The sequence below is a fragment of the Nocardia sp. NPDC056064 genome, from assembly GCF_042266925.1.
Lineage (GTDB): Bacteria > Actinomycetota > Actinomycetes > Mycobacteriales > Mycobacteriaceae > Nocardia.
Map to the genome: position 1 here is coordinate 3422594 of NZ_JBHJWO010000001.1, position 25048 is coordinate 3447641.

The 25048-nt window shown below is 69.6% G+C and carries 24 protein-coding genes; 5 read left to right on the forward strand and 19 right to left on the reverse strand.

All coding sequences use genetic code 11. The features are described from left to right. Positions 1-76: 76 nt before the first annotated feature. The 4 genes from ACFC06_RS15765 to ACFC06_RS15780 all read right to left on the reverse strand — a co-directional run bounded on the left by ACFC06_RS15765 (position 77) and on the right by ACFC06_RS15780 (position 3275). Positions 77-580: an endonuclease domain-containing protein gene (locus ACFC06_RS15765; RefSeq protein WP_375930962.1), complete on the reverse strand. Its 504-nt coding sequence runs from the start codon at positions 578-580 to the stop codon at positions 77-79. Next, complete coding sequence (locus ACFC06_RS15770; RefSeq protein WP_375930965.1) at positions 577-918, reverse strand: type IV toxin-antitoxin system AbiEi family antitoxin domain-containing protein; 342 nt, start codon at positions 916-918, stop codon at positions 577-579. The genes ACFC06_RS15765 and ACFC06_RS15770 overlap by 4 nt, the downstream gene beginning before the upstream one ends. Before the next feature lie 165 nt (positions 919-1083). Then, on the reverse strand, positions 1084-2598 hold the full coding sequence (locus tag ACFC06_RS15775; RefSeq protein ID WP_375930967.1) for an MFS transporter: 1515 nt from the start codon (positions 2596-2598) through the stop codon (positions 1084-1086). A 113-nt stretch (positions 2599-2711) separates the two neighbouring features. Further along, complete coding sequence (locus ACFC06_RS15780) at positions 2712-3275, reverse strand: TetR/AcrR family transcriptional regulator (RefSeq protein WP_375930970.1); 564 nt, start codon at positions 3273-3275, stop codon at positions 2712-2714. 39 nt (positions 3276-3314) lie between these two features. Here ACFC06_RS15780 and ACFC06_RS15785 point away from each other — a divergent pair, with 39 nt between their 5' ends. Continuing rightward, the gene (locus ACFC06_RS15785) at positions 3315-4559 is read left to right on the forward strand and encodes a KasA/KasB family beta-ketoacyl-ACP synthase (RefSeq protein ID WP_375930973.1); all 1245 of its coding nucleotides are present in this window, start codon (positions 3315-3317) and stop codon (positions 4557-4559) included. Between the two features lie 45 nt (positions 4560-4604). On the opposite strand, the gene ACFC06_RS15790 is transcribed toward ACFC06_RS15785, so the two are convergent. From ACFC06_RS15790 to ACFC06_RS15805, 4 genes are all read right to left on the reverse strand, one after another. Continuing rightward, on the reverse strand, positions 4605-5600 hold the full coding sequence (locus ACFC06_RS15790; protein WP_375930976.1) for an ABC transporter substrate-binding protein: 996 nt from the start codon (positions 5598-5600) through the stop codon (positions 4605-4607). Between the two features lie 57 nt (positions 5601-5657). After that, a complete protein-coding gene (locus ACFC06_RS15795) occupies positions 5658-6407 on the reverse strand; it encodes an ABC transporter ATP-binding protein (protein ID WP_375930979.1) in 750 nt (249 codons plus the stop codon). A 40-nt stretch (positions 6408-6447) separates the two neighbouring features. Further along, positions 6448-7254, reverse strand: coding sequence for an ABC transporter permease (locus ACFC06_RS15800; RefSeq protein ID WP_375930982.1), 807 nt, complete (start codon positions 7252-7254; stop codon positions 6448-6450). Between the two features lie 171 nt (positions 7255-7425). Next, positions 7426-8562, reverse strand: a complete 1137-nt coding sequence (locus tag ACFC06_RS15805) for a GTP-binding protein (RefSeq protein ID WP_375930985.1) — start codon at positions 8560-8562, stop codon at positions 7426-7428. Between the two features lie 77 nt (positions 8563-8639). On the opposite strand from ACFC06_RS15805, the gene thiD reads away from it, so the two are divergent. After that, the gene (thiD, locus tag ACFC06_RS15810; protein ID WP_375930988.1) at positions 8640-9479 is read left to right on the forward strand and encodes a bifunctional hydroxymethylpyrimidine kinase/phosphomethylpyrimidine kinase; all 840 of its coding nucleotides are present in this window, start codon (positions 8640-8642) and stop codon (positions 9477-9479) included. 132 nt (positions 9480-9611) lie between these two features. Here thiD and ACFC06_RS15815 read toward each other — a convergent pair whose 3' ends face one another. Further along, complete coding sequence (locus ACFC06_RS15815) at positions 9612-10337, reverse strand: TetR/AcrR family transcriptional regulator (RefSeq protein ID WP_375930991.1); 726 nt, start codon at positions 10335-10337, stop codon at positions 9612-9614. A 109-nt stretch (positions 10338-10446) separates the two neighbouring features. Here ACFC06_RS15815 and ACFC06_RS15820 point away from each other — a divergent pair, with 109 nt between their 5' ends. Next, a complete protein-coding gene (locus ACFC06_RS15820; RefSeq protein WP_375930994.1) occupies positions 10447-11076 on the forward strand; it encodes a class I SAM-dependent methyltransferase in 630 nt (209 codons plus the stop codon). Here ACFC06_RS15820 and ACFC06_RS15825 read toward each other — a convergent pair. Next, positions 11073-11561 (reverse strand): DUF6790 family protein, encoded by a 489-nt coding sequence (locus ACFC06_RS15825; RefSeq protein WP_375930997.1) that lies wholly within the window; start codon positions 11559-11561, stop codon positions 11073-11075. The two genes, ACFC06_RS15820 and ACFC06_RS15825, sit on opposite strands and share 4 nt — an antisense overlap. Positions 11562-11682: 121 nt before the next feature. On the opposite strand from ACFC06_RS15825, the gene ACFC06_RS15830 reads away from it, so the two are divergent. Beyond that, positions 11683-13056, forward strand: coding sequence for a glycosyltransferase (locus tag ACFC06_RS15830; protein WP_375931000.1), 1374 nt, complete (start codon positions 11683-11685; stop codon positions 13054-13056). Beyond that, entirely contained in the window at positions 13053-15164 is a 2112-nt protein-coding gene (locus ACFC06_RS15835; protein ID WP_375931003.1) for an ArnT family glycosyltransferase, read from the forward strand. Before ACFC06_RS15830 ends, ACFC06_RS15835 begins: the two co-directional genes overlap by 4 nt. Before the next feature lie 66 nt (positions 15165-15230). Here ACFC06_RS15835 and ACFC06_RS15840 read toward each other — a convergent pair whose 3' ends face one another. From ACFC06_RS15840 to ACFC06_RS15880, 9 genes are all read right to left on the reverse strand, one after another. Continuing rightward, on the reverse strand, positions 15231-15662 hold the full coding sequence (locus ACFC06_RS15840) for a PIN domain-containing protein (RefSeq protein WP_375931006.1): 432 nt from the start codon (positions 15660-15662) through the stop codon (positions 15231-15233). Next, positions 15653-15859, reverse strand: coding sequence for a DUF2191 domain-containing protein (locus ACFC06_RS15845; protein ID WP_375931009.1), 207 nt, complete (start codon positions 15857-15859; stop codon positions 15653-15655). The genes ACFC06_RS15840 and ACFC06_RS15845 overlap by 10 nt, the downstream gene beginning before the upstream one ends. 69 nt (positions 15860-15928) lie before the next feature. Further along, positions 15929-16540 carry a TetR/AcrR family transcriptional regulator gene (locus ACFC06_RS15850; RefSeq protein WP_375931012.1) on the reverse strand — a complete coding sequence of 204 codons (612 nt, stop codon included), beginning with the start codon at positions 16538-16540 and terminating at the stop codon, positions 15929-15931. Positions 16541-16544: 4 nt separating this feature from the next. Next, a complete protein-coding gene (locus ACFC06_RS15855) occupies positions 16545-17327 on the reverse strand; it encodes an enoyl-CoA hydratase family protein (RefSeq protein WP_375931015.1) in 783 nt (260 codons plus the stop codon). Positions 17328-17390: 63 nt separating this feature from the next. After that, complete coding sequence (locus ACFC06_RS15860) at positions 17391-18551, reverse strand: acyl-CoA dehydrogenase family protein (protein WP_375931018.1); 1161 nt, start codon at positions 18549-18551, stop codon at positions 17391-17393. Beyond that, positions 18548-20542, reverse strand: coding sequence for an acetyl/propionyl/methylcrotonyl-CoA carboxylase subunit alpha (locus tag ACFC06_RS15865; protein WP_375931021.1), 1995 nt, complete (start codon positions 20540-20542; stop codon positions 18548-18550). The genes ACFC06_RS15860 and ACFC06_RS15865 overlap by 4 nt, the downstream gene beginning before the upstream one ends. An 8-nt stretch (positions 20543-20550) precedes the next feature. Then, positions 20551-22149, reverse strand: a complete 1599-nt coding sequence (locus ACFC06_RS15870; RefSeq protein WP_375931024.1) for an acyl-CoA carboxylase subunit beta — start codon at positions 22147-22149, stop codon at positions 20551-20553. Continuing rightward, the gene (locus ACFC06_RS15875) at positions 22146-23297 is read right to left on the reverse strand and encodes an acyl-CoA dehydrogenase family protein (protein WP_375931027.1); all 1152 of its coding nucleotides are present in this window, start codon (positions 23295-23297) and stop codon (positions 22146-22148) included. Before ACFC06_RS15875 ends, ACFC06_RS15870 begins: the two co-directional genes overlap by 4 nt. Continuing rightward, positions 23294-25009, reverse strand: coding sequence for an acyclic terpene utilization AtuA family protein (locus ACFC06_RS15880; protein ID WP_375931030.1), 1716 nt, complete (start codon positions 25007-25009; stop codon positions 23294-23296). Before ACFC06_RS15880 ends, ACFC06_RS15875 begins: the two co-directional genes overlap by 4 nt. Positions 25010-25048: the final 39 nt, after the last annotated feature.

Genomic DNA, 25048 nt, shown 5'->3' on the forward strand with positions numbered 1-25048 from the left:
AGGGCGGTCTTGGAGTATTCGTGCAATCGACTTGCCGCCAGTCAGTTTCGTGACCGCACGGCGCCGAATCGCACGACTACGCCAGCCTGCGGTGGAAACGACGGCGCCGGACCACACGCTCGACCTCGTCGGCGCACTCGTCGAGATGGTGCAGGATGTCGTGCGCCGAGTACCGGAGCACGAACCAGCCGTGGATCACCAACCAGTTCTGACGGCGACGGTCGCGACGAAACGTCGTCCGGTCGCTGTGGTACTCCCACCCATCGATCTCCACCACCGTCCGGCTCCGCAGGTCGACGAAATCGCAGAAGAACGGGCCGATCGATTCGTTCGGCGACAGCGACAGGTCGCGGCGAGCCAGCGCCCGCGCGAACAGGCGCTCGGGTTCGGACAGCGACCGTCGCGCCGCCTGCCGCAATTGTTTGCGCAAGAGCGGAACACCTGCCCTGCCCGTCGCGCACAGGCTCGACAACGCGGCCAGGTCGACCGTGCGGAACAGGTGGTCGTCGATCAGCCGGTCGGCCTCGGGCTCCGAGAGCACGGTCAGGCAGTCGAGCACAGTCTGCGCGGCGGTGGTCACCGGGAATTCGGCGAGGTCGTCCAGGACATCGGCGGGAGGTCGCGGCGGTAGAGGCGCAACCAGGGCGGCGTCTTGCGGTAACGCGACGGCGGGACTGTCGCCTCGAACACCTCCGGTTCGGGCAGCATCGCGTGCAGCCATGCCGAGGTCCGATGGCTCAGATGCGCGTCGGGTAACCATTCGACGATCGCCGCGCAGCGCGCCACTGCCGTCGGCGTGCCCTCGCAGTAGACACCCGGGAGCAGCCGGACGTATCGACCCCGGCGGCATCGATCACCGATCGTGCTCGACGCGATACCCTCCGCGACCAATTGCGCGCGTGTGACGACCCTGTCCATGTGGGGAGTCTGCGCCGCGCCGTCACGAGAATTCCGCCGCCGAGCGAGGGTTGGGGATAAGTCGGGGGTGTGGAGGAATGGCGTAGACGCGCGAAACGACCTCCTCCAGTCAGGATTTCGAATGCCGACCGGCCGATCGCACGATCATGCCGGTCCTTACCGAGGTCAGTGCCCGCCGGTGACCCGGAAACCGCGCGGGACCAGCAGGACGGTGCCGACGGCGACCACGGCGATGACGACGGCGGAGATGACGGAGGTGGTGGTCAGGGCGGAGTCGAAGGCGTGTTCGGCGGCGTGCAGGAGATCGGTGCGGGCCGGTTCGGGGAGGTCCTCGGCGACCTCGGCGGCACCGCCGACCGAACCGGTGGCCTGGTCGAGCCGGTCGGGCGGGACGGGCAGATTCGTCATGTGCTGACTGAAGATGCGGGCGTGCAGGCTGCCGAGCAGCGCGACACCGAAGCCGACGCCGACCTCGTAGTTGGTCTCCTCCACCGCGCCCGCCTGGCCCGCGCGGTCGGCGGGCACGGCACCGACCAGTACGGCGGCCGCCGCGGTCACCGCCATGCCGTCACCGAGGCCGAAGGACACCAGGACCAGCGCGATCACCGGATAGGTCGTCGGTTCCGGGCTCACCGCGAGCAGCAGGAAGCCCAGCGCCACCGCACCGAGACCGACGCCGAGTACCGTCCGCACTCCCAGTTTCTCCATCAGGAACGGGGTGAGCAGCGAGGCGGTGAGCAGGGTGAGCGCGGCGGGCAGCATGCGGATACCGGCCTGCGAGGGGCTGTAGCCGTGGACGTATTGCAGCCACAGCGACACCAGGAACATGGCCGCGCCGATGGCCATCATGGCCAGCAGGGTCGCGACGGCCGCGGCGGTGAAGGCACCGTTGCGGAACAGCCGCACATCCAGCAGCGGGTCGGTGGCGGTGAGCTGACGCCGGACGAACCAGGCCATCGCCGCGACGCCGACGAGCAGGATCGTCCAGTCGGCCGCGCTCGCCTCACCCTTGGCGAGATGCTTGATCCCCCAGGCCAGCGCCACGATGCCGGTGATCGAGAGCGCCGCGGCGAACCAGTCGAGCCCACCGGCCTGCGGCGCCCGGTACTCCGGCAGCACCCACAGCCCCACCAGCACCGTCACCAGCACCACCGGCACATTCAGCCAGAAGGCAGAGGCCCAGCCGAAGTGCTCGACCAGGAACCCGCCGATGATCGGCCCGACCGTCGCGCCGACACCCGCGACCGCGGCCCAGATCCCGATGGCCATGGTGCGCTCGCGCGCGTCGGTGAAGATATTGCGGATCAGCGAGAGCGTGGAGGGCATCACCATGGCGCCGCCGACGCCGAGCAGCACGCGTCCACCGATCAGCTGGGCCGAACTGCTCGCGGTCGCGGCGATCACCGAGGCGATGCCGAAGAGCACGAAACCGCTGAGGAACAACAGCTTCCGGCCCACCCGGTCGCCGATGGCGCCCGTGGTGATGAGCAGGCCGCCGAGCACCAGACCGTAGATGTCGATGATCCACAGCTGTTCGAGCGGGCCGACCTGGAGGTCGTCGATGAGCGAGGGCAGTGCGACATTGAGAATCGTGGCGTCCATCGCGACCAGCAACAGACTGGCGCACAGCACGCCGAGCATCACCCACCGCATCGCCCCGTAACTCCGCGCTTCGGCCACCGGTTCACCTCGCGTCGTCGCCGCATTTCCGCCACCGTCAACCTACCGACCGCCCTCCTCCGGCAGCGGTAACCAGCAACCTCGCGGCACGTCCTCTTCCACCGGACCCAGCCTCAGCGTTCGGGGAGCACCGCGTCGACGAGCGTGCGGGCCGCCCGGGTGGTGCGTTCCCGGTCGCCGGTGATCAGCCGATCCTGGATGATCCCGCGCATCCCCGAGATGAGCAGCGTCGCCACCACCTCGGGGTCCTCGGCGAGACCCGTGCGGCCCAGCGCGGCCGCGAACGCGGTGACGAAGGTGGCGATGGCGGCGTCCGCGTAGTCCCGGTACGGCGAATCGGGAGCGCAGGCGGCGCCGAGCACCTGGAGCAGCACGCGCACGCTGTCGGTCTCGGCGCCGTCGGCATTGAGGTCGAAGAAGCCGAGCAGTCGGTCGCGCAGCTGGGCCGCTTCGGTGACGTCGGCGAAGACCGCACCCACGTCCGGCCGCTGCGTCGCCAGCGCCTGGACCAGCAGTTCCTCCTTGGTTCCGAAGTAGTAGATGAGCATGCGCGAGCTCGTGCCGAGGGCGGCGGCCAGCGGCCGCAGCGACAACTCGGCCAGACCGTTGGCGGCGATATAGGCTACGACACCGGCCAGCAGTTCGGCGCGCTTGCGATGGTCGAGAGGACGGGCCATGGGTTGACTGTAGCGAGTGCTACAGGTATTCATGACGCCATGACTGTACCGATCGCTTCAGAAACTCGGGACGATGTCGTGGTGACGGGGTACGCGGCGACCACCGCCCTGGCCGACACCATGGACCAGACCTGGGTCCGGCTGCTGCGCGGGGAGAGCGGAATCCGCGCGCTGGCACCGGAATTCCTCGCCGAACACGATCTGCCGGTACGGATCGGCGGGCCGCTGGTGACCCCACCGGACGCGGAGCTGACGCGCGTCGAGCAGCGCCGCCACTCCTACGTCGAGCGCATGGCGCTGGTACTCGGCCGCCAGGTCTGGCAGGCGGCGGGCGCGCCCGAGGTCGACCCGGAACGCCTGGCCGTCGCGATCGGTACCGGGCTCGGCGGCGGTGACGCGCTGATCGACGCGGTCGACGCCATGCGCGCGGGTGGCTATCGCAAGGTGTCGCCGCTGGCCGTGCCGATGGTGATGCCGAACGGCCCCGCGGCCACGGTGGGACTCGAAATCGGCGCGCGGGGCGGGGTTTTCGCGCCGGTGTCGGCGTGCTCGTCGGGCTCGGAGGCCATCGCGCACGCCTGGCGGCTGATCCGCACCGGCGAGGCGGATGTGGTGGTCACCGGCGGTGTGGAGGGGCATATCGACCCGGTGCCGATCGCCGGGTTCGCCATGATGCGGGCGATGAGCACGCGCAACGACGCACCCGGGCGCGCGTCGCGGCCGTTCGAGCGCGACCGCGACGGGTTCGTCTTCGGCGAGGCCGGGGCACTGCTGGTCCTCGAATCCGAGCGGCACGCGAAAGCCCGCGGCGCCCGGGTGCACGGCCGCGTACTCGGCGCGGGCATCACCTCCGACGCCTTCCACATCGTGGCCTCCGATCCCGCGGGCACCGGCGCCGCACGGGCCATGCGCAAGGCGATACAGACTGCGGGACTTCAGCCTTCGGAGATCGGGCACGTGAACGCGCACGCCACCTCGACCCCGGTGGGCGATGCCTCCGAGGCCGCGGCCATCACCGCCGTCACCCCGCACGCCTCGGTCTACGCGCCGAAATCCGCGCTCGGCCATTCGATCGGCGCGGTGGGCGCGCTGGAATCACTGATCACCCTGCTGAGCCTGCGCGAGCAGATCGTCCCGCCCACACTGAATTTCGACAATCCCGACCCCGCGATCGATCTCGACATCGTGGCCAGCTCCGCGCGTCCACAGCGGTTGGACTACGCGGTGAGCAATTCGTTCGGCTTCGGCGGACACAATGTCGCCCTCGCCTTCGGCACCGCGTGACGGCGCCCCCGATTCGCGAATCAGGGGCGCCGCGTGGAGCTTTCGTCAGGGCTTGTCGAAGCGGGTGTCGACGAAGGATTTGAAGTCGACCTTGCCGGGCAGGGCCTTGGCGTCGGTGAAGGCGTCGGCGATCTCCTGCTCGGAGGCCACCACGTCGTCGGTGAGCTTGATCGGCTCCTTGATCGAGCGGGTCCAGGTGGTGCGCGAGGCGTCGACGCTGATCTGGGTGAGCTCGGCGTACTTGGTGGACCAGGTGTCGAGGTTGTCCGAGGACCACTTGGTGGCGGCGGCGTAGCGCTGGAAGAAGTCGGCGAGGGCGGCGGACTTGCCCGCGTCGGCGACGGTCTTGTTGCCCGCGACCCAGAAGTTGTAGCCGTTGGCGGCCTGGTCGGCGGTGGCGATCGACTTGGCGCCGATCTCCTTCTCCGCGATGGCGGTGTAGGGGTCCCAGGTGGCCCAGGCTTCGACATCACCGCGGGTCAGCGCGGTGTAACCGTCGGCGGGCGAGAGGTAGACCGGCTCCACATCGCTGAGCGACAGGCCCGCCTTCTTCAGTTGCAGCAGCAGATTGGCATTGGCCGAGCTGCCCTTGTAGACGGCGACCTTCTTACCCTTGAGCCCAGCGACCGAGTTCACCGTCGAGTCCTTGCCGACCAGGATCGCGTCACCCTTGCCGGTGGCCGAGAGCGCGCCGACGATCTTCACATCGGCATCCGCGGCCGCGCCGAAGATGACCGGGGTGTTGCCGGTCTGGGCGATATCGATGCCGCCCGCGCTGGCCGCCTCGACCAGCGGGAGGCCGGCGGTGAAGGTGGAGAACTCGATCTTGTACGGCAGGTTCTCCAGCTGTCCCGATGCCTTGAGCAGCACCTCGATCGAAATCGCCTTCTGGTCGCCGACTTTCAGCGTGACGGTGCTGAGATCGACCGGACCCGAGGGCGCCGCGTCGGTGGCCGCGTCGTCACCGCAGGCGCTCAGCGAGAGCGCGGCGACGACGGCGAGGGCGAGCCCGGCCAGGCGAGACTTCGGAGTGCGTTTCACAGGAACTACTTTCGTGCGTCGGGTGGAGCGGTCGGCGCGGTGCGCCGGGTGGGTGGATCAGTGGGTGACGCCGAGCAGCGTGAGCAGCTGGGTGGCGTAGTCGGCGACCTCCGGCGACCCCGCGGTGCGCGGGCGGGGCAGGTCGATGGACACGTCGGCGGCGATGCGGCCCTCGTCCAGGACGAGCACGCGATCGGCCAGGGTGATGGCCTCGAGCACGTCGTGGGTCACCAGCAGCACACCGAAGGCGCGCTGTTCGTGCAGGCCCAGCAGCAGTTCGTGCATGGTCAGGCGGGTGAGCGCGTCGAGGGCGCCGAAGGGTTCGTCGAGCAGCAGCAGGGTCGGCTCGGCCACCAGGGCCCTGGCCAGCGCCGCGCGCTGGGCCTCGCCGCCGGACAGCGTCAGCGGCCAGGCGTCGGCGCGACCGGCCAGGCCGACCTCGGCGAGCAGCTCGCGCGCGGCTTTCTCGTCGGCGCGGCGGTTGCGCGGCTTGGGCCTGCCGAGGGCGACATTGCGCACCACCGGCTGCCACGGGATCAGCCGCGCCTCCTGGAAGACGATGGTCGGCCTGCCCGCGACGGTCACCTCGCCGCGACTCGCGGTGTCGAGGCCGCCGAGGATGCGCAGCAGGGTCGACTTGCCCGAGCCGCTGCGCCCGACCAGCGCGACGATCTCGCCCGCACCGAGTTCGAGGTCGATGCCGTCGAGGACGGTGCGCTCACCGAAGCGCTTGCCCAGACCGGTGATCCGCGCGGCAGGGGTGCGGGCGGACTTGCTGGGGATGGGGGTGACGGCGGCAGCGGTCATGACGGGAACCTCGCGATCGAGCGGCGGCGGGTGACGGACATCAGCGATGGACCGCCGGGCGCCAGCGCAGGGCGCGGCGTTCGAGCAGGCGCACGATCGAGTCGGTGAGCAGGCCGAGCAGGCTGTAGATCACCAGGCCGAACACCACGATGTCGGTGCGCAGGAATTCGCGCGCGTTGTTGACCACGAAGCCGAGGCCGGCGCTGGCATTGATCTGCTCGGCCACGATCAGCGAGAGCCAGGCGATGCCGAGGCTCTGCCGCACGCCGACCAGGATCTGCGGCAGCGCGCCGGGCAGGATCAGCAGCCGCAGGCGTTCACCGAGGCCGAGTTGCAGCGCGGTGCCGAGTTCGAGCAGCTTCGGGTCGAGCTGGCGGATGCCGGAGAAGGTGTTGAGATACAGCGGGAAGAACACGCCCAGCGCGATCAGGTAGACCTTCGGCTCCTCGCCGATGCCGAACCAGATGATGAACAGCGGGATCAGCCCGAACAGCGGGATGGTGCGGATCATCTGCAACGGCGGGTCCACCGCGTATTCGCCGATCCGGCTCAGCCCCGCGAGCACGCCCAGCGCCAGCGCCAGCACCGCGCCGAGTGCGAACCCGTAGAGCGCACGCCCACCCGAGACGAGCAGGGCCTCACCGAGCTGCCCGGACCGGTAGATCTCGAGCCCGCCGTCGAAGACCTTCGACGGCGCGGGCAGTTTCTTGGCCGGAATCCAGCCGCTGCTGCTGCCGATCTGCCAGATCAGCAGCAGCACGACCGGCGAGAGCGCACGCAGAAACCCGGCACGGCGGTACAGCGGAACCCGGCGCGCCCCGGTCTCGGTGGGCTTCTCCAACAGCATGCGAGCATGGTGCCCGCCGGGCGACACCCGCCGACAGGGTTGGAATCAGCTCGAGAATTTCTCGGCGCGCCGCCTCGGTGCCGCGGCCCACGCTCCCCTCATCGGTGCGTGGGTCGCGGCCCTTTCGAATCATGCACCAGCGCAGTGACTTCCGCGCAACATTGCGGTGGATCAGTGGTGGTCGTGGAGTTCGCCCCAGGCGGGGAAGGGGTCGGGGTAGGTGGTCCAGGCGGTGGGGCCCGCGGCGTATTCGGGGTCGGTGAGCAGGGCGGCGTCGAGGGCGCGGCGGACGGCGGGGGCGTCGAGGCGCACGCCGATGAACACGATTTCCTGGCCGGGCGGTACCTCGAGCGAGGACCACCAGGCGCCCGGTTCGAAGGTCAGGTTCGGGCCCGCCTGGGACCAGATGGCGGCCAGTTCGGGGCGGCTGGCGATCCAGCAGAATCCCTTGCTGCGCAACATGCCTCGCAGTCCCGAGAGGGCTTCGGCGAGCCGGTCGGGATGGAAGGGCCGGTCGGCGACGTAGGTGAGGCTGCTGATGCCGTATTCCTCGGTCTCCGGGGTGTGGCCGCCCGCGAGCTCCTCGGCCCAGCCCTCGGCCTCGGCGGCGACGAGCGGGTCGTAGCGGCCGGTGTCGAGTACCTCCGCCAGTTCGACGACACCCTTCTCGGTGCGCAGCACCCTGGCGCGCGGGTTGAGCCTGCGCACGGTGGCCTCGACGGTGGCGGCCGCGTTGGCGCTCACCAGGTCGGTCTTGTTGATCAGCAGCACGTCGGCGAACTCCACCTGGTCCACCAGCAGGTCCGCGATGGTGCGCGAATCCCCCTCGCCCGCTTCGAGTTCGCGCTCGGCCAGCGCCTGGCCGCGCACCAGCTCGGCCAGGAAGGTGGACGCGTCGACGACGGTGACCATGGTGTCGAGCCGGGCGATCTCGCCGAGCCGGAACCCGTCCTCGAATTCCCAGTCGAAGGTGGCGGCCACCGGCATGGGCTCGGAGATGCCGGTGGACTCGATCACCAGCTGGTCGAAGCGGCCCGCACGCGCCAGCCGGGCGACGGCCTCGATCAGGTCCTCGCGCAGGGTGCAGCAGATGCAGCCGTTGGTGAGCTCGACCAGCTTCTCCTCGGTGCGGTCGAGGTGCCCCTGCCCGGCGACCAGGGCGGCGTCGATGTTCACCTCGCTCATGTCGTTGACGATCACCGCGACCCGGCGGCCGTCGCGGTTGGCGAGCACGTGGTTGAGCAGGGTGGTCTTGCCCGCGCCGAGGAACCCGGACAGCACGGTGACGGGAAGGGAGGTTGTGGTCACGACTTAATGATAATGGTTTTCATTTCTATGGTTCGGGCGGGGTCCCGTGGCAGGTCCGGCGGCCGTAGGGTGACACCGTGAAGATGTTGCCGCTGACCCCCGATGGCCAGACCCCCGTCCGCGCGCTCACCATCGCGGGCACCGACTCCGGCGGCGGCGCCGGAATCCAGGCCGATTCGCGGACGATGGCGCTGTGCGGCGTGCACGCCTGTGTCGCGGTGGCGGCGGTGACCGTGCAGAACACGGTGGGCGTCAGCGGGTTTCACGAGATCCCGGCACACATCGTCGCCGACCAGGTGCGGGTGGTGGTGCGCGATATCGGGATCGGCGCCGCGAAGACCGGCATGCTCGCCTCCACCGCCATCATCGAGTCGGTGGCCGGGGTGTGCCGCGAACTCGGGATCGGGCGCGACGGCACGATTCCGCTCGTGGTCGACCCGGTCGCGGCCTCCATGCACGGCGACCCGCTGCTGCACGCCGAGGCACTCGACGCGGTGCGCAACACGCTGATCCCGCTGGCCACCGTCGTCACCCCGAACCTGGACGAGGTCCGGCTGATCACCGGCATCGAGGTGGTCGACGACGCGACCGCCCGCAAGGCCGCCGAGGCGCTGCACGCGCTGGGCGCGCAGTGGGCGATCGTCAAGGGCGGACACCTGCGCACCTCGCAGGTGAGCACCGACCTGCTCTACGACGGCGACACCTTCCGCGAATACACCGCCCCGCGCATCGCCACCGGCAACGATCACGGCGGCGGCGACACCCTGGCCGCGGCCATCGCCAGCGCCCTGGCCAACGGCAATTCCGTGCCCGACGCCGTCGAATTCGCCAAGGAATGGACCTACCGCTGCCTGGCCGCCTCCTACGACCTCGGCGCGGGCCACGGCCCGGTCTCGCCGCTGTGGCGACTGCACTGAGCTACCCGGGGTGTGCGTGGCGTCACAATTTTGTCGGTGGGCGGGTTCATACTGAACTCGCCGCACCCCCACCGGTTCCAACGACGTAGCCGGCGAGAACAACGGAGTTCGCGCCGGGCGCGGCAGAACATTTCAGTTGGCGATGAACGCGTCGCGTAGCGGCTGTGACAGGTTCACCCGGACCTGGTTGAAACTGGCATGCGCCTGGGCCAGGGCCGAGATGCTCTCGGCCAGATACTCCACGAAACGCTCCACCGGCATCGCCGAGACCTCGCGCTGATTCGCGCCGAGCCACCAGTCCGTGGCCGAGGCCACCGCGCCGAAAATCGAATAGGTCACCAGCTCGATCCCGGCCACGTCGATCGATTCCGTCGGCAGCAGGCCCGCGAAGAACTCGGCCGCCCGGCGCGCGGATTGCCGCGCCGCCTCCAGCGCCCGCTCGGTCTCCTTGGCCTGCTGACTGAAGTGGCTGTGCAGCATGAACCGGAAGACGTTCGGATGCTCCGACACCACCGACACGTACGCGGCGGCGCCGGTGCGTACCAGCTCGGCCACGGAGTCGCCGGTGAGATCCACGCTGGTGAGCACCCGCTCCCAGAGCATGTCGCGCACGCGGTCGACGATGGCGTTGTAGAGGTCGGTCTTGTCCTCGAAGTGGCGGTAGAGCTTGGGCTTGGCGGCGCCTGCCTCCTTGGCGATATCGCCCATGCTCACGTCGGGGCCCACCCGGTCCAGCGCGCGGAAGGCGGCGTCGACGAACTGGATTCTGACCTGCACGCGATGCTCGCGCCAGCGTTCGGTGCGCGCATCGACACGACGACCCGGTGCCTCGCCTGATTTCGGGTAACCGCGCGTCACAAACAGCAGCTTATTGTCGGGGCGGGCCGCTATCGCTGGCAGGGGTTGTCTTTGCCGGAACGGCAAGAATTGTTGCGCGTTTCTCCGGGGCGCCCGCACGATGGACCGCATGACCGATACCACCACCCCCACCGCCGAAGAGTTCTGGGAAGGCTTCTACCGCGACCGCGAGCAGGTCTGGACCGGCAGGGTCAACCCGCTGCTGGTCCGCGAGGCCGACGGCCTGACGCCCGGCACCGCCCTGGACCTGGGCTGCGGCGAGGGCGGCGACGCGATCTGGCTGGCCGAACGCGGCTGGCGGGTCACCGCCGTCGACATCTCCGCCGTCGCCATGGAACGCGGCGAGCGCCGCGCCCGCGAGGCCGGGCTGAGCATCCACTGGGAGCGCCACGACCTGACCGACAGCTTCCCGGCGGGCACCTTCGACCTGGTCTCCGCGCAGTTCCTGCACTCGCCGGTGGAGCGCCCCGACGAGCGCGCGGTGATCCTGCGCCGCGCCGCCGAGACCGTCGCCCCCGGTGGCGCGCTGGTGATCGGCGGGCACCACGGCTGGCCGAGCTGGGTCACCGAACCGCCGCACCACGCCGAGTTCCCCACCATCGAACAGGTCCTCGACCAGCTCGCGCTGGGACCGCAGTGGCAGGTGGAGACCGCCGAACTCGTCTACAGCCCCTCGACCAGCCCCGACGGGGTGGCCGGCGAACGCGCCGACAGCGTGCTGCGCGTGCGCCGCGGCTAACCGGCCTTCGGCACCGCGTCGCCGTCGCGGTGTCGCGAGAGCAGGTAGAGCACCCACATGACGATCGGCAGCAGCAAGTCCGTCCACAGCGGGATACCGATGTTGTAGGGCTTGGTGTTGTCCTCGGCGATCCAGAAGTAGAGGTGCCCGGCCGCGTCGCCCCAGTACTGGATGCTCAGCACGACGATCACGCACAGCCAGAAGTGGCCGCGGAACCAGTAGGCCATGATGCCGACCACGCCGATGGCCAGGTCGCCCATCGCGTTCTCCCACTGGAAGCCGCCGTCGCCCCGGGTGTAGCCGATCTGCTCGGCGACCTGCGGTCCGTCGAAGATGTGGGCGGCCGCGCCGAGCACCGACGCGACGCCGACCACGGCCACCATCCACCAGACCAGGTGGATGTCGGCCGCCGGGCGGTCCGGGTGCCTGCGGATCTGGACGAACGCGCCGATCAGGGCGACCAGCACGGCGATGACGGTGGGCATCGGCGCCTCCCGAGTCGTCGAACCTCCCTATTTTAGCTGGTGAGGGCGCCGCGCGGGGGTTCCAAGCAACCTCCCAGCTCGGTCCCAGCTCGGTGGCAGCGGGGGCATCGAGGGTGGTGCCATGACTCAGACCGAGGCCGAGCCGAAGGCCACGCCGAGCAGCCGGGCCCCGGTGCTCGATGTGGTGATACCCGTCTACAACGAAGAAACCGATCTGGGGCTGTGCGTGCGCAGGCTGCACGCCTACCTGCGCGACGGATTCCCCTTCACCGCGCGCATCACCATCGCCGACAATGCCAGCACCGACGCCACCCTCGCGGTCGCCCAGCTGCTGGCGGGCGAGCTCGACGGGGTGCGGGTGCTGCACCTGGACGCCAAAGGGCGCGGACGTGCGCTGCGTGCGGCGTGGAGCGCGTCGGACGCGGCGGTGGTCGCGTATATGGATGTCGACCTGTCGACCGATCTGAACGCGCTGCTGCCGCTGGTCGCGCCGCTGGTGTCGCGACATTCCGAGCTGGCCATCGGCACCCGCCTCGACGCCTCGTCCCGGGTGGTGCGCGGACCCAAGCGCGAGATCATCTCCCGCTGCTACAACCTGCTGCTGAAAACCACACTGCGCGCGGGCTTTTCGGATGCCCAGTGCGGGTTCAAGGCCATGCGCACCGAGGTCGCGCGCGAATTGCTGCCGCTCGTGCGCGACGGCGAGTGGTTCTTCGACACCGAACTGCTGGTGCTGGCCGAACGGGCCGGGCTGCGCATCCACGAGGTGCCGGTCGACTGGATCGACGACCCCGACAGCCGCGTCGACATCGTCGACACCGCCCGCAAGGACCTGAGTGGCATCTGGCGGCTCACCAGGGCACTCACCACCGGGGCGCTGCCGCTGGCCGAACTGCGCGCCGCCGTCGGGCGCGAGCCGCTGGTGCCGGGTGTGCCGCTGGGGATGGTCGGCCAGCTGGTGCGCTTCGCCGTGGTCGGCGTGAGCTCGACGCTGGCCTACATCGTGCTGTACCTGCTGCTGCAACCGCTGCTCGGCGGCCAGGGCGCCAATCTGCTGGCACTGCTGGTCACCGCGGTGGGCAATACCGCCGCCAATCGCGCCTTCACCTTCGGTGTCCGCGGGCGCCGCGACGCGATGTCGCACCAGTTCCAGGGCCTGGCCATCTTCGCCTTCGGCCTGGCCATCACCAGCGGCTCCCTGTGCGCCCTGCACCGCTGGGCACCCGACGCCGCCGTGGGAATCGAACTCGGCGTGCTGGTCGTCGCGAATCTCGTTGCGACACTGTGCCGGTTCGTCGGATTGCGCTGGGTCTTCCGGCACGCGGGTGCCGACCAGCTCCCCGCCGGACCCCTCGCGAGTGCCACGACCGAGCCGATGTGCGCCACCGCCCGCCCGGAGGTGTCCGCGCGGGTCCGCGGCATCAGCGTGCCCGCGACCGATGCGCGGGAAGCCGAGGGTGTGCGGCGTGTGGACGGGCTGGAGGTGCGCCGATGACCGCCACCGTCATGGAACCGCCGACTACCGCCGAGGTCCCCGCCGAACGCCGAAAGCGCTGGGAATACCCGGCATTGGCGGTGTTGCTGCTCGGCACCGCCGTCGCGTATCTGATCAACCTGAGTGCCAACGGCTGGGCCAATGACTTCTATGCCGCTGCGGTGCAGGCGGGTTCGCAGTCGTGGGAGGCGTTCTTCTTCGGGTCCTCCGACGCGGCCAACTCGATCACCGTCGACAAACCGCCCGCCTCGCTGTGGGTGATGGAGCTGTCGGTGCGGGTGTTCGGGCTCAGCAGCTGGAGCATGCTGGTGCCGCAGGTGCTGCTCGGGGTGGCGAGCGTGGCGGTGCTGTGGGCGGCGGTGCGCCGCTCGTTCGGGGCCGCCGCCGGATTGATCGCGGGCACGGTGCTCGCGGTGACGCCCGTCGCGGTGCTGATGTTCCGGTTCAACAATCCCGACGCGCTGCTGGTGCTGTTGATGACCGCGGCCGCCTGGGCGATGACCCGCGCCGTCGCCGACGGCCGGTGGCGCTGGCTGCTGCTCACCGGCGGGCTGATCGGCTTCGGCTTCCTCGCCAAGCAGCTCCAGGTGCTGCTGGTGGTGCCCGCGCTGGCACTGACCTACCTGATCGCGGGCCCGCCGAAGATCGGCAAACGCATCGCGCAACTGTTCGCCGCCGGTGCCGCCATGGTGCTCGCGGCGGGTTGGTGGTTGCTGACGGTGGAGCTGTGGCCCGCCGACAAGCGGCCGTGGATCGGTGGCTCGCACGAGAATTCGATCATCGAACTCACCCTCGGCTACAACGGCCTGGGCCGCCTCAACGGCAATGAACGCGGCAGCGTGGTCCCCGGCGGGGGCGAGATGCCCGGCGGTGGCGACTTCCCCGGTGGCGGTGGCAACGGCATGTGGGGCAGCACCGGCATCACCCGCATGTTCGACCCCGCCCAGGGCGGTCAGATCGCCTGGCTTATCCCGGCCGCCCTGCTCGGCCTGGTCGCCGGGCTGGTACTGCGCGGCCGTGCGCCGCGCACCGATCGACGCCGTGCCGCGCTGATCCTCTGGGGCGGTTGGCTTCTCGTCACCGGGCTGGTCTTCAGCTACATGGCGGGCATCTTCCACCAGTACTACACGGTGGCCCTGGCACCCGCCGTCGCCGCGCTGGTGGGCATCGCCGCGGTGCAGCTGTGGGGTGCGCGCGACCGCCTGTGGGTGCGTCTCACCTGCGCGCTGGGCGTGGGTCTCACCACCGCCACGGCCTGGATGTTGTTGTCGCGCAGCGCTTCCTTCCAGCCATGGCTGCGATGGGCGATCCTCGTCGTCGGCGTAGTGACGACCATCGCCCTCGCCTTCCCGCTGGCGCGCAAGCAATCCCTGGCCGCCGCCCTCCTCGCCGCCTTCGTCGGTCTCGCGGGCCCCGTCGCCTATTCCGTCGACACCCTGGCGACCGCCCATACCGGCGCGATCCCCACCGCAGGTCCGAACACCGGCGGAATGCACGGCATGGGCGGCCCCGGTGGGCGGCCCGGCGACGGCCGACCGGGAGCCGACGGCACCCGCGCTGATGGCATGACGCCACCTGGAGGTTCGGCGACCGGCGGCACGGCAGGAACCCCGCCCACCGACGGATCCGCCCGCCCTGACGGCCTGCCGACCGACGGCGCCCAACCGGATGGGGCCGCCCTGCCCGGCGGTACACCGAACGGATCGAGTGACGGCGGGATGCGGGGCGGACCTGGTGGCGGCGGGTTGCTCAACGGCTCGCGGCCCGGTGACAGCATCGTCACGCTCCTCGAGCAGGACGGCACCGACTACACCTGGGTGGCCGCCACGGTGGGGTCCAACAGTGCCGCCGGGTATCAGCTCGCCACCGAGCTCCCGGTCATGCCGATCGGCGGCTTCAACGGCACCGATCCGTCCCCGACGCTCGAACAGTTCCAGCGGTATGTCGCGGACGGGAAGATCCACTACTTCATCGCCGGTGGACGTGGCGGCCCCGGCGGCGAAAGCGCCTCGACGAGTTCGGCGATCACCGCGTGGGTCAGCGAGCACTACACCGCGGTCACCGTCGACGGGGTCACCCTGTACGACCTGACCCAGCCGAAGGCGTAGCCGGCTCATCCGGAACACGGCCTGGCGGAACATGATCCGCCGGGCCGTGTGCTGTTCGTCGCGTCCTCAGGACTTCTCGAGGGTTCCGCGCGGTGCCACCCACCGGTGGTTCAGGTCGAGGACCGAAGCGACCGTTTCGAAATCGGCGTCGTAGTGGAACAGGACGAGGCGATGCTCGACTGCCAGTACGGCGGCGAGCAGATCGTGGATACCGACCGAGCGATGACGCCCGGACCGCGCGAGTTCACGCTGGACCGCGAACGCGCTGTGCCAATGCTCGTCGTTGGTGGGCAGGTACTCGTAAGCCGCGCGGCGGCGGAACCGGATCTGTTCGTACTCCGCCGGACCGCGCGCACTGTAGAGCGCCTCGGAATCCAGCGGGGCGCAGGTCGCGACGAGGCCCGCTGTGAGTAGTGGGCCGAGTTCGGCCGCGACTTCCGGATGACGCATCCGGGCGCCTGCGCTGGTATCGATGAGGTACCGCGCCGTTATCGCCATACGTCGTCACGCTGTTCCTTGTCGGCCATCTCCGCCAGGCCGCCATTGATGAGCCACTCGACTTCCGCGGCGCGCGCCCGGGCGACCACGGCGGAACTCAACGCGGCACGCACCGTATCGGAGATCCCCGACGTCCCCAGCGCGTCCTGGGCGGACGCCAGCAACTCGTCGTCGATCTCGATCAGGCGCTTGGTCATGTCACTATCCCTCGATATATCCCCCATGTGGAGAATATATACCCAGGAAGGCGCAGGTCACAAGGGCTGTCAGCCCCCGTTGAGGGCCGCGTGCAGCGTCGCCGCCCACTGGTCGACGATCAGTTTGCGCCGGGCGGAGTCGTCGGTGAGGACATCGGCCAGGCCGAGTCCACGGGCCAGGTCGAGGGTGGCCTGGACGAGGTGGTGGTTGACCGGGTCGGAGTCGTCCACACCCAGCGCCTCGACGGCGCGGCGGTGGGCGATGCGGCCGAAGCGGGCTTCCAGGGGGACGATGCGTTCGCGCAGGGCCGGGTGGGCGGCGGCGTGGGTCCACACCTGCAGGGCCGCCTTGAACAGCGGTGAGGTGTAGGACTCGACCAGGCCGGAGACCACCGCGCGGGTGCGGCCCGCGCCCTCGGCGACCTCGCTGATCGCGGTCGCCTCGGCGCTGGACTGCTCCATCCTGGTGTCGAACATGTACTCGAGGGCGGCGGTGATCAGGTCTTCCCTGGTGGGGAAGTGATGCTGGGCCGCCCCGCGCGACACCCCGGCCCGTTCGGCGACCACCGACACGGTCGCGGCCGCCCAGCCGGTCTCGGCCAGGCAGTCGATGGTGGCCTCGAGCAGCCGCTGCCGGGTGGCCCGGCTGCGGTCCTGCTTGGGTTCGTGGGGTGTCGCCATCGGACTATTGTGCCCAGCTGGGCGGGCGCTTCTGGAAGAAGGCCGTCATGCCCTCGATCACCTCGGGGGTGCCGAAGAACCCGGCCGAGCGTCGCGCGAGTTCCTCGGCCTCGACGTCGAAGCGCGCCAGCAGCGCCGAGTTGACCAGCCGCTTGGACTCGGCCAGCCCCTGCGGTGAGCCCTTGCGCAGCTCGCCACACAGGCGTTTCACCTCGGCGGCGGCATCGGCGGCCGCCACGGTGACCAGCCCGATCTGCTGGGCGGTGGCCGCGTCGAACTTCTCACCGGTGAGGAAGTACCGGCTCGCCGCGCGCTGGTCCATGCGCGGCACCAGGGTGAGCGAGATCATGAACGGCGCCATCCCGATGCGCACCTCGGTGAGCGCGAAGCTGCTGCCCGGCCCCGCCACGACGAGATCGCAGGCACCGATGATGCCCATGCCCCCGGCACGCACATTGCCGTCGATCTGGGCGACGACCGGCTTGAACGAGGCGAGAATGCCGCGCAGCACGTCGATCATCACGCGGGTGCGCTGATCGGCCGCGGTCGCCGGGTCGGCGGTGGTGGCCTCTTTGAGGTCGGCGCCCGCGCAGAAGGTGTCACCGGTGTGCGCGAGCACGATGCCACGCACGGCGGGATCGGTGTTCGCCGCGTCCAGGCCCGCCAGCAGTTCACGAACGAGCTTGGACGAGAGCGCATTACGGTTGTGCGGGGAATCGAAGGTCAGGGTGGCGAACCCGTCGACGACCTCGTAGCGGACGAACGGTGTTTCCGTCACGTCACTCATCGGGACTCCTGTTCATCCGAGGGAGAGTCGGCCGCCCCACCACCGGGGCGGCCGACTGCGGGACTAGTACGAGCGCGGCAGGCCGAGCGAGTGCTGCGAGACGAAGTTCAGGATCATCTCGCGGCTGACCGGGGCGATGCGCATGATGCGCGCCGCCTGCAGCATGGCCGACAGGCCGACCTCCTTGGTCAGGCCGGAGCCGCCGTGGGTCTGGATGGCCTGGTCCAGTGCCTTGATGCTGGCCTCGGCCGCCGCGTACTTGGCCATGTTGGCGGCCTCGGCGGCGCCGAACTCGTCACCGGAGTCGTAGAGGGTGGCGGCCTTCTGCATCATCAGCTTGGCCAGTTCCAGCTCGATCTTGATCTGCGCCAGCGGATGCGAAATGCCCTGGTGCGCACCGATCGGCGTCTTCCAGACGGTGCGCTCCTTGGCGTATTCCACCGCGCGGTCGATGGCATAGCGGCCGAGGCCGATGGCCATGGCCGAGCCCATGATGCGCTCGGGGTTCAGGCCGGCGAACAGCTGGGCCAGCGCGGCGTCCTCGGAGCCGACGAGGGCGTCGGCGGGCAGACGCACATCGTCGAAGAACAGGGTGTACTGGTTGTCCGGCTCGATGACGTCCATCTCCTGGACGTTCTTCACCAGGCCGGGCGCGTCCACCGGGACGATGAACAGCGCGGGCTTGAGCTTGCCGGTCTTGTGGTCCTCGGTGCGCGAGACCACCAGGATGGCCTCGGCCTGATCGACACCGGAGATGAAGATCTTGCGGCCGTTGAGGATCCAGTCGCCACCGTCGCGGCGCGCGGTGGTGGTGATCTGGTGCGAGTTGGAGCCCGCGTCGGGCTCGGTGATGGCGAAGACCATCTTGGCCGAACCGTCGGAGAGCTTGGGCAGCCAGTTCTGCTTCTGCGCGTCGGTGCCGTACTTGGTGATGATGGTGCCGCAGATGGCCGGGGAGACCACCATGAGCAGCAGACCGGCGCCCTGGGCGGAGAGCTCTTCCTGCACCAGCGCCAGCTCGTACATGCCCGCGCCACCGCCGCCGAACTCCTCGGGCAGGTTCACCCCGAGGAAGCCGAGCTTGCCCGCCTCGTCCCACAGTTCGGTGAGCGGCTCGTTCTTGCGCGAGAGCGGCAGCACGTAGTCGCGATAGTTGTACTTGGCCGCCAGCGACGCGACCGCCGCCCGCAGCGCGGTCTGCTCGTCGGTTTCGGTGAAGCTCATGCCTGCTCCTGCTCTTCTTCCTCGACCACCGCGAGGACGGTTCCGACCTCGACCTGCTGGCCGACGGTCACATTGAGTGCGCTGAGGATGCCGGTGGCGGGCGCGGCGATGGTGTGTTCCATCTTCATCGCCTCGAGCCACAGGATGGGCTGGCCCTGGGTGACCTGATCGCCCTCGGCGGCCCCGAGCCGGATGACGCTGCCCGGCATGGGTGCCAGCAGCGAACCGGCCGCCACCTGCTCGGACGGATCGGTGAAGCGCGGCAGCCTGCGCACGGCCACCGGGCCGAGCGGGGAGTCCACCGCGACGAGGTCGCCGTAGCGGGCGATCTCGAACTGCCTGCGCACCGGGCCGCGTTCACCGGGCACGGCCAGCACCACACGCTCCGGGGCCGCCGAGATCAGCTCGAGGCCGTCGTGGCCTTCGACCTGCACGCCGGTGCGGGTGAAGCGGTAGCGCACCTCGTGGGTGCCGGAGGTACGACTCTCGTAGGACTTGGTCTGCGGCAGCGAGGCCAGGTTGCGCCAGCCACTGGGAGCCAGCCGGGTGAAGCGGCTGGCGGCGTGGTTGGCGGCCGAATCCGCGAGGGCCGCGGCGACGATGGACAGCGCCTCATCGGCTTCCGAGGCCAGCGGCGCGGACAGCGCGGCCAGGTCGTGGGTGACGAAGAAGGCGGTGTCGGTGTCACCGGCCAGGAACGCCGGGTGCCGCAGCACCCGCACGAGCAGGTCGCGATTGGTGACCAGGCCGTGGATCTTGGCGCGCTGCAACGCGGTGGCGAGCAGATGCGCTGCCTCCGCGCGGGTTTCGGCGTAGGAGATGACCTTGGCCAGCATCGGGTCGTAGTGCACGCCGACGACCGAGTCGTCCACCACGCCGGTGTCCAGGCGCACGCCCGGCTGCTCCAGCACGGTGAATTCCCCGGCGGTGAACGGGATCTCGATCTTGTGGACCGGTCCGCTCTGCGGCTGCCAGTCGTGTGCCGGGTCCTCGGCGTAGAGACGGACCTCGATCGAGTGGCCGCGCAGGGCGGGCTGGGTGGCGGGCAGCGGCAGACCCGAAGCCACCTGGAGTTGCAGGCGGACCAGGTCGAGACCCGTGGTCTGCTCGGTGACCGGATGTTCCACCTGGAGGCGGGTGTTCATCTCCAGGAAGAAGAAGTCGCCCTTCTCGTCGGCCAGGAACTCGACGGTGCCCGCACCTTCGTAGCCGATGGCCTCGGAGGCCAGACGGGCCGCCTCGAACAAACGGTCGCGCATGCCGTCGATCTTCTCGACCAGCGGTGACGGCGCCTCCTCGACGACCTTCTGGTGCCGACGCTGGATCGAGCACTCACGCTCGCCCACCGCCCAGGTCTTGCCGAAAGTGTCCGACATGACCTGCACTTCGATGTGCCTGCCAGTCTCGAGGTAGCGCTCACAGAACACCGTCGGATCGCCGAAGGCCGACTCGGCCTCGCGCCGAGCCGCCGCGATCTGGTCCTGGAGGTCACCCAGCTCGCGTACCACGCGCATACCGCGACCACCGCCACCGGCGGATGCCTTGATCAGCACGGGCAGGTGCGCCTCGGTGACCTCGGCCGGGTCCAGCTCGGCCAGCACCGGCACGCCCGCGGCGTCCATCATCTTCTTGGACTCCACCTTGGAGCCCATCTGCTCGATGGCCGCGACCGGCGGGCCGATCCACACCAGGCCCGCGTCGAGCACGGCGCGCGCGAATTCGGCGTTCTCCGAGAGGAATCCGTAGCCGGGGTGGATGGCGTCGGCACCGGCCGACAGCGCGGCCTCGATGATCAGCTCTCCGCGCAGGTAGGTCTCGGCGGGGGTGTTGCCGGGCAGCCGGATGGCGGCATCGGCCTCGGCGACGTGTGGTGCGGCCGCATCGGCGTCGGAGTAGACGGCGGTGGTGCCGATGCCCATCCGGCGGCAGGTGGCGAACACGCGACGCGCGATCTCACCACGGTTGGCAACCAGAACATTCGTAATCGCCATGTCGCGCCTCACATTCGGAAGACGCCGAAGCCCTCGGCGCCCTGGATCGGTGCGTTGTGGATGGCCGACAGGGCCATTCCCAGCACGGTGCGGGTGTCACGGGGGTCGATGATGCCGTCGTCGAAGAGCCTGCCCGACAGGAACATCGGCATGGCCTCGGCCTCGATCTGCGCCTCCACCATGGCGGCCAGCCCGGCGGCGGCCTCCTCGTCGAAGGGCAGGCCCTTGGCCTCGGCGGCGCCGCGCTGCACGATGGTGAGCACGCCACCGAGCTGCGCGCCGCCCATCACGGCGGACTTGGCGCTGGGCCAGGCGAACAGGAAGCGCGGGTTGAACGCGCGCCCGCACATGCCGTAGTGGCCCGCGCCGTAGGAGGCGCCCATGAGCAGCGAGATGTGCGGCACCTTGGAGTTGGCGACCGCGTTGATCATCATCGCGCCGTGCTTGATGATGCCGCCGTGCTCGTACTCCTTGCCGACCATGTAGCCGGTGGTGTTGTGCAGGAACAGCAGTGGCGTGTTCTTCTTGTTGGCCAGCTGGATGAACTGGGTGGCCTTCTGCGATTCCTCGGAGAACAGCACACCGCGCGCGTTGGCCAGGATGCCGATCGGGTAGCCGTTGATCTCGGCCCAGCCGGTGACCAGGCTGGAACCGTAGAGCGGCTTGAACTCGTCGAAGTCCGAACCGTCGACGACGCGGGCGATCACCTCGCGCGGGTCGAACGGGATCTTCAGATCCGAGGGCACGATGCCGAGCAGTTCCTCGGGATCGTAGAGCGGCGAGATGACCTCGGCACGCGGCTCGGGGCCCTGCTTCTTCCAGTTCAGCCTGCGCACGATATTGCGGCCGATGCGGATGGCGTCCTGCTCGTCGGCGGCCATGTAGTCGGCCAGACCCGAAGTGCGGGCGTGCATCTCGGCGCCGCCGAGGGTCTCGTCGTCGGAGTCCTCACCGGTGGCCATCTTCACCAGCGGCGGGCCAGCCAGGAAGACCTTCGCGCCCTCCTTGACCATCACGACGTAGTCGGACATACCGGGGATGTAGGCGCCACCGGCGGTGGAGTTGCCGAAAACCAGGGAGATGGTGGGGATTCCGGCCGCCGACGCCTGGGTCAGGTCGCGGAACATCGCACCACCCGGGATGAAGACTTCCTTCTGCGTCGGCAGATCCGCGCCGCCGGACTCCACCAGCGAGATCACCGGCAGCCGGTTCTCCCGCACGATGTCGTTGATGCGCAAGGTCTTCCGCAGGGTCCACGGGTTCGACGTGCCACCGCGCACGGTGGGGTCGGGCGCGACGATCATGCACTCGATGCCCTCGACGATGCCGATGCCCGCGATGGTGGACGCGCCGACGTGGAAGTCACTGCCCCAGGCCGCGAGCGGGCACAGCTCGAGGAACGGCGAGTCCTCGTCGAGCAGCAGTTCGATGCGCTCGCGGGCGGTCAGCTTGCCGCGCTTGTGATGGCGGGCCACCTTCTCCGGCCCGCCACCGGCGATCGCCTTGGCGAACTCGCCCTCGATCTCGGCGAGCTTGGTGGTCATGGCCTCGGCGGCCGCGGTGTACTCCTCGGACGCGGGGTCGAGGGTGGAACGGAAGGTCGTCATGCTTGGTACCCCAATACTTTCGACGCCAGCATGGTCAGGATCTCGTTGGTGCCACCGCCGATGCCGATGATGCGGATGTCGCGGTAGATGCGCTCCACTTCGGACTCGCGCATGTAGCCCATGCCGCCGTGCAGCTGGACAGCCTGGTTGGCGACCCATTCGACGGTCTCGACGGCGGTGTTCTTGGCGAAGCAGACCTCGGCGATCAGGCCCTGCTCGCCGTTGTCCACGCGCTCGACCAGCGAGCGGGTGTAGACGCGGGCCAGGTCGACGCGCCGGGCCATCTCGGTGAGCGTCATCTGGACCGACTGGCGGCTGATCAGCGGGCGGCCGAAAGTCTCACGGTTGCGGCACCATTCGAGGGTGAGGTCGAGGGCGCGCTGAGCCATCGAGTACGCCTGCACCGCCAGGCCGACCCGCTCGCTGACAAACGCGTTGGCGATCTGGGCGAAGCCGGAGTTCTCCGCGCCGACCAGGTTCGACGCGGGCACCCGCACATCGGTGAACGACAGCTCGCCGGTGTCGGAGGCCAGCCAGCCCATCTTCTCCAGCTTGCGGGTCACCTCGAAACCCGGTGTGTCGGTGGGCACGATGATCAGCGAGACACCGGCCGCGCCCGGTCCACCGGTGCGCACCGCGGTGACGATGAAGTCGGCGCGACAGGCGGAGGTGATGAAGGTCTTGGCGCCGTTGATGACGAAGTCGTCGCCGTCGCGCACCGCCGAGGTGGTGAGGTGGCCGACATCGGAGCCGCCGCCGGGTTCGGTGATGGCCAGCGAGCCGATGAGGTCACCGGCCAGGGTCGGCTTGACCCACTTCTCGATCTGCTCCTCGTTGCCGGAGGCGATGATGTGCGGCAACGAGATTCCGCAGGTGAACAGCGAGGCCCACAGACCACCGGAGGCGCCTGCGAGGTGCAGTTCCTCGCTGAGCACCACGCCGTCGATGGCGGAACCGCCCTCGCCACCGGCGAATTCGGGGTACTCGATGCCGAGCAGGCCGAGTTCACCGGCCTTCTTGTGCAGTTCGCGCGGGATCAGGCCCTCGCGCTCCCAGGTGTCGAGGTCGGGCAGGATCTCCCGCTCGACGAACCCGCGCACGGTGGCGCGCAGCTCTTTACGTTCCGGGGTGTCCCAAACTGATGTCATGCGAGCAGCTCCGTCGGCATCTCTACGTGGCGGGAGCGCAGCCATTCGCCGAGCCCCTTGGCCTGCGGGTCGAAACGCGCCTGGTAGGCGACGCCCTTGCCGAGCAGGCCGGAAATGATGAAGTTGACCGCGCGCAGGTTCGGCAGCACGGTGCGGGTGACGGTCAGCGGGGCCGTCTCGGGCAGCAGTTCCTTCAGCTTCTCCACCGTGAGGGTGTGCACGAGCCACTGCCACTGCGCGTCGGTGCGCACCCAGACGCCGATATTGGCGTCACCGCCCTTGTCGCCGCTGCGGGCCAGCGCGATGGTGCCCAGCGGAACCCGGGTGGTCTCCGACGGCGCGGGGGCAGGGGGCAGCTCGGGTTCCGGAACCGGCTCCAGCACAGCGGTTTCGGTGGCGGGCGCGATTTCGACGCGGGTGCCGTCGGCCAGCACGGCCACGTGCGGCACCTCGTGCGCGTCGACGAAGCCGGGGGTGAACACGCCGTAGGGCGAGCCCGCGCCGGGCAGCGCGGTGAAGCTGGCGCCCGGGTAGCTGGCCAGCGCCAATTCCACGGCGACACTGGAGAATCCGCGACCCACCTTGTTCGGGTCGGGGTCGCGCACCACGCAGCGCAGCAGCGCGCTGGCCTGCTCCTCGGTCTCGGCATCGGGACGATCCAGCCGGGCCAGGGTCCAGGTGAGCTCGGCGGGCCTGTCCGGCAGCCAGGACTCCAGCTGACGCTGGGCCAGCTCGGCCTTGGCCTCGATGTCGAGGCCGGTGAGGATGAACGACATCTCGTTGCGGAAGCCGCCGAGAGTATTGAGCGAGACCTTGAGCTGCGGCGGCGGGGCCTCGCCGGTGACACCGCTGATCAGCACCCGATCCGGACCGTCCTGGCTCAGGGTGATGCTGTCGAGGCGGGTGGTGACGTCGGGGCCGGCGTAGCGGGCGCCCTGGATCTCGTACATGAGCTGGGCTTCGACCGTGTCGACGGTGACCGCGCCGCCGGTGCCCTCGTGCTTGGTGATGACGCTCGAACCGTCGCGACGGATCTCCGCGATCGGGAAGCCGGGGCGGCCCAGATCGCCGAGCTCGGTGAAGAAGGCGAAGTTGCCGCCGGTGGCCTGGGTGGAGCATTCGATCACGTGCCCGGCGGCGACCGCACCGGCGAGCGCGTCGTAATCGGTTCGGCCCCAGCCGAAGTGGGCGGCGGCCGGGCCGACGATGACCGACGCGTCGGTGACCCGGCCGGTGACGACGATGTCGGCGCCGGAGTTCAGGCACTCGACGATGCCCCACGCACCGAGGTAGGCGTTGGCCGTGAGCGGCTGACCGAGATCGAGCTCGGCGGCACGGCCGACCAGGTCGTCACCCTCGACGTAGGCGATCTCGGCGTCGAGGCCGAGATCGGCGGCGACCTTGCGCAGCCGCTGCGCCAGCCCGGCCGGGTTGAGGCCGCCCGCGTTGGTGACGATCTGGACCTTGCTCTCGAGCGCGAGGCCCAGGCAGTCCTCGATCTGCTTGACGAAGGTCTTGGCGTAGCCGAGGCTCGGGTCCTTCATCCGGTCGCGGCCGAGGATGAGCATGGTGAGTTCGGCGAGGTAGTCGCCGGTCAGCACGTCGAGCTGCCCACCTTCGAGCATCTCGCGCATGGCGCCGAGCCGGTCACCGTAGAAGCCGGAGCAGTTGCCGATACGGATCAGCTCCGGGTCGGCCGAGAGTGGACTCATGCGAACCAGGATCACATCGGTTCAGAAAAAAAGCAAGCA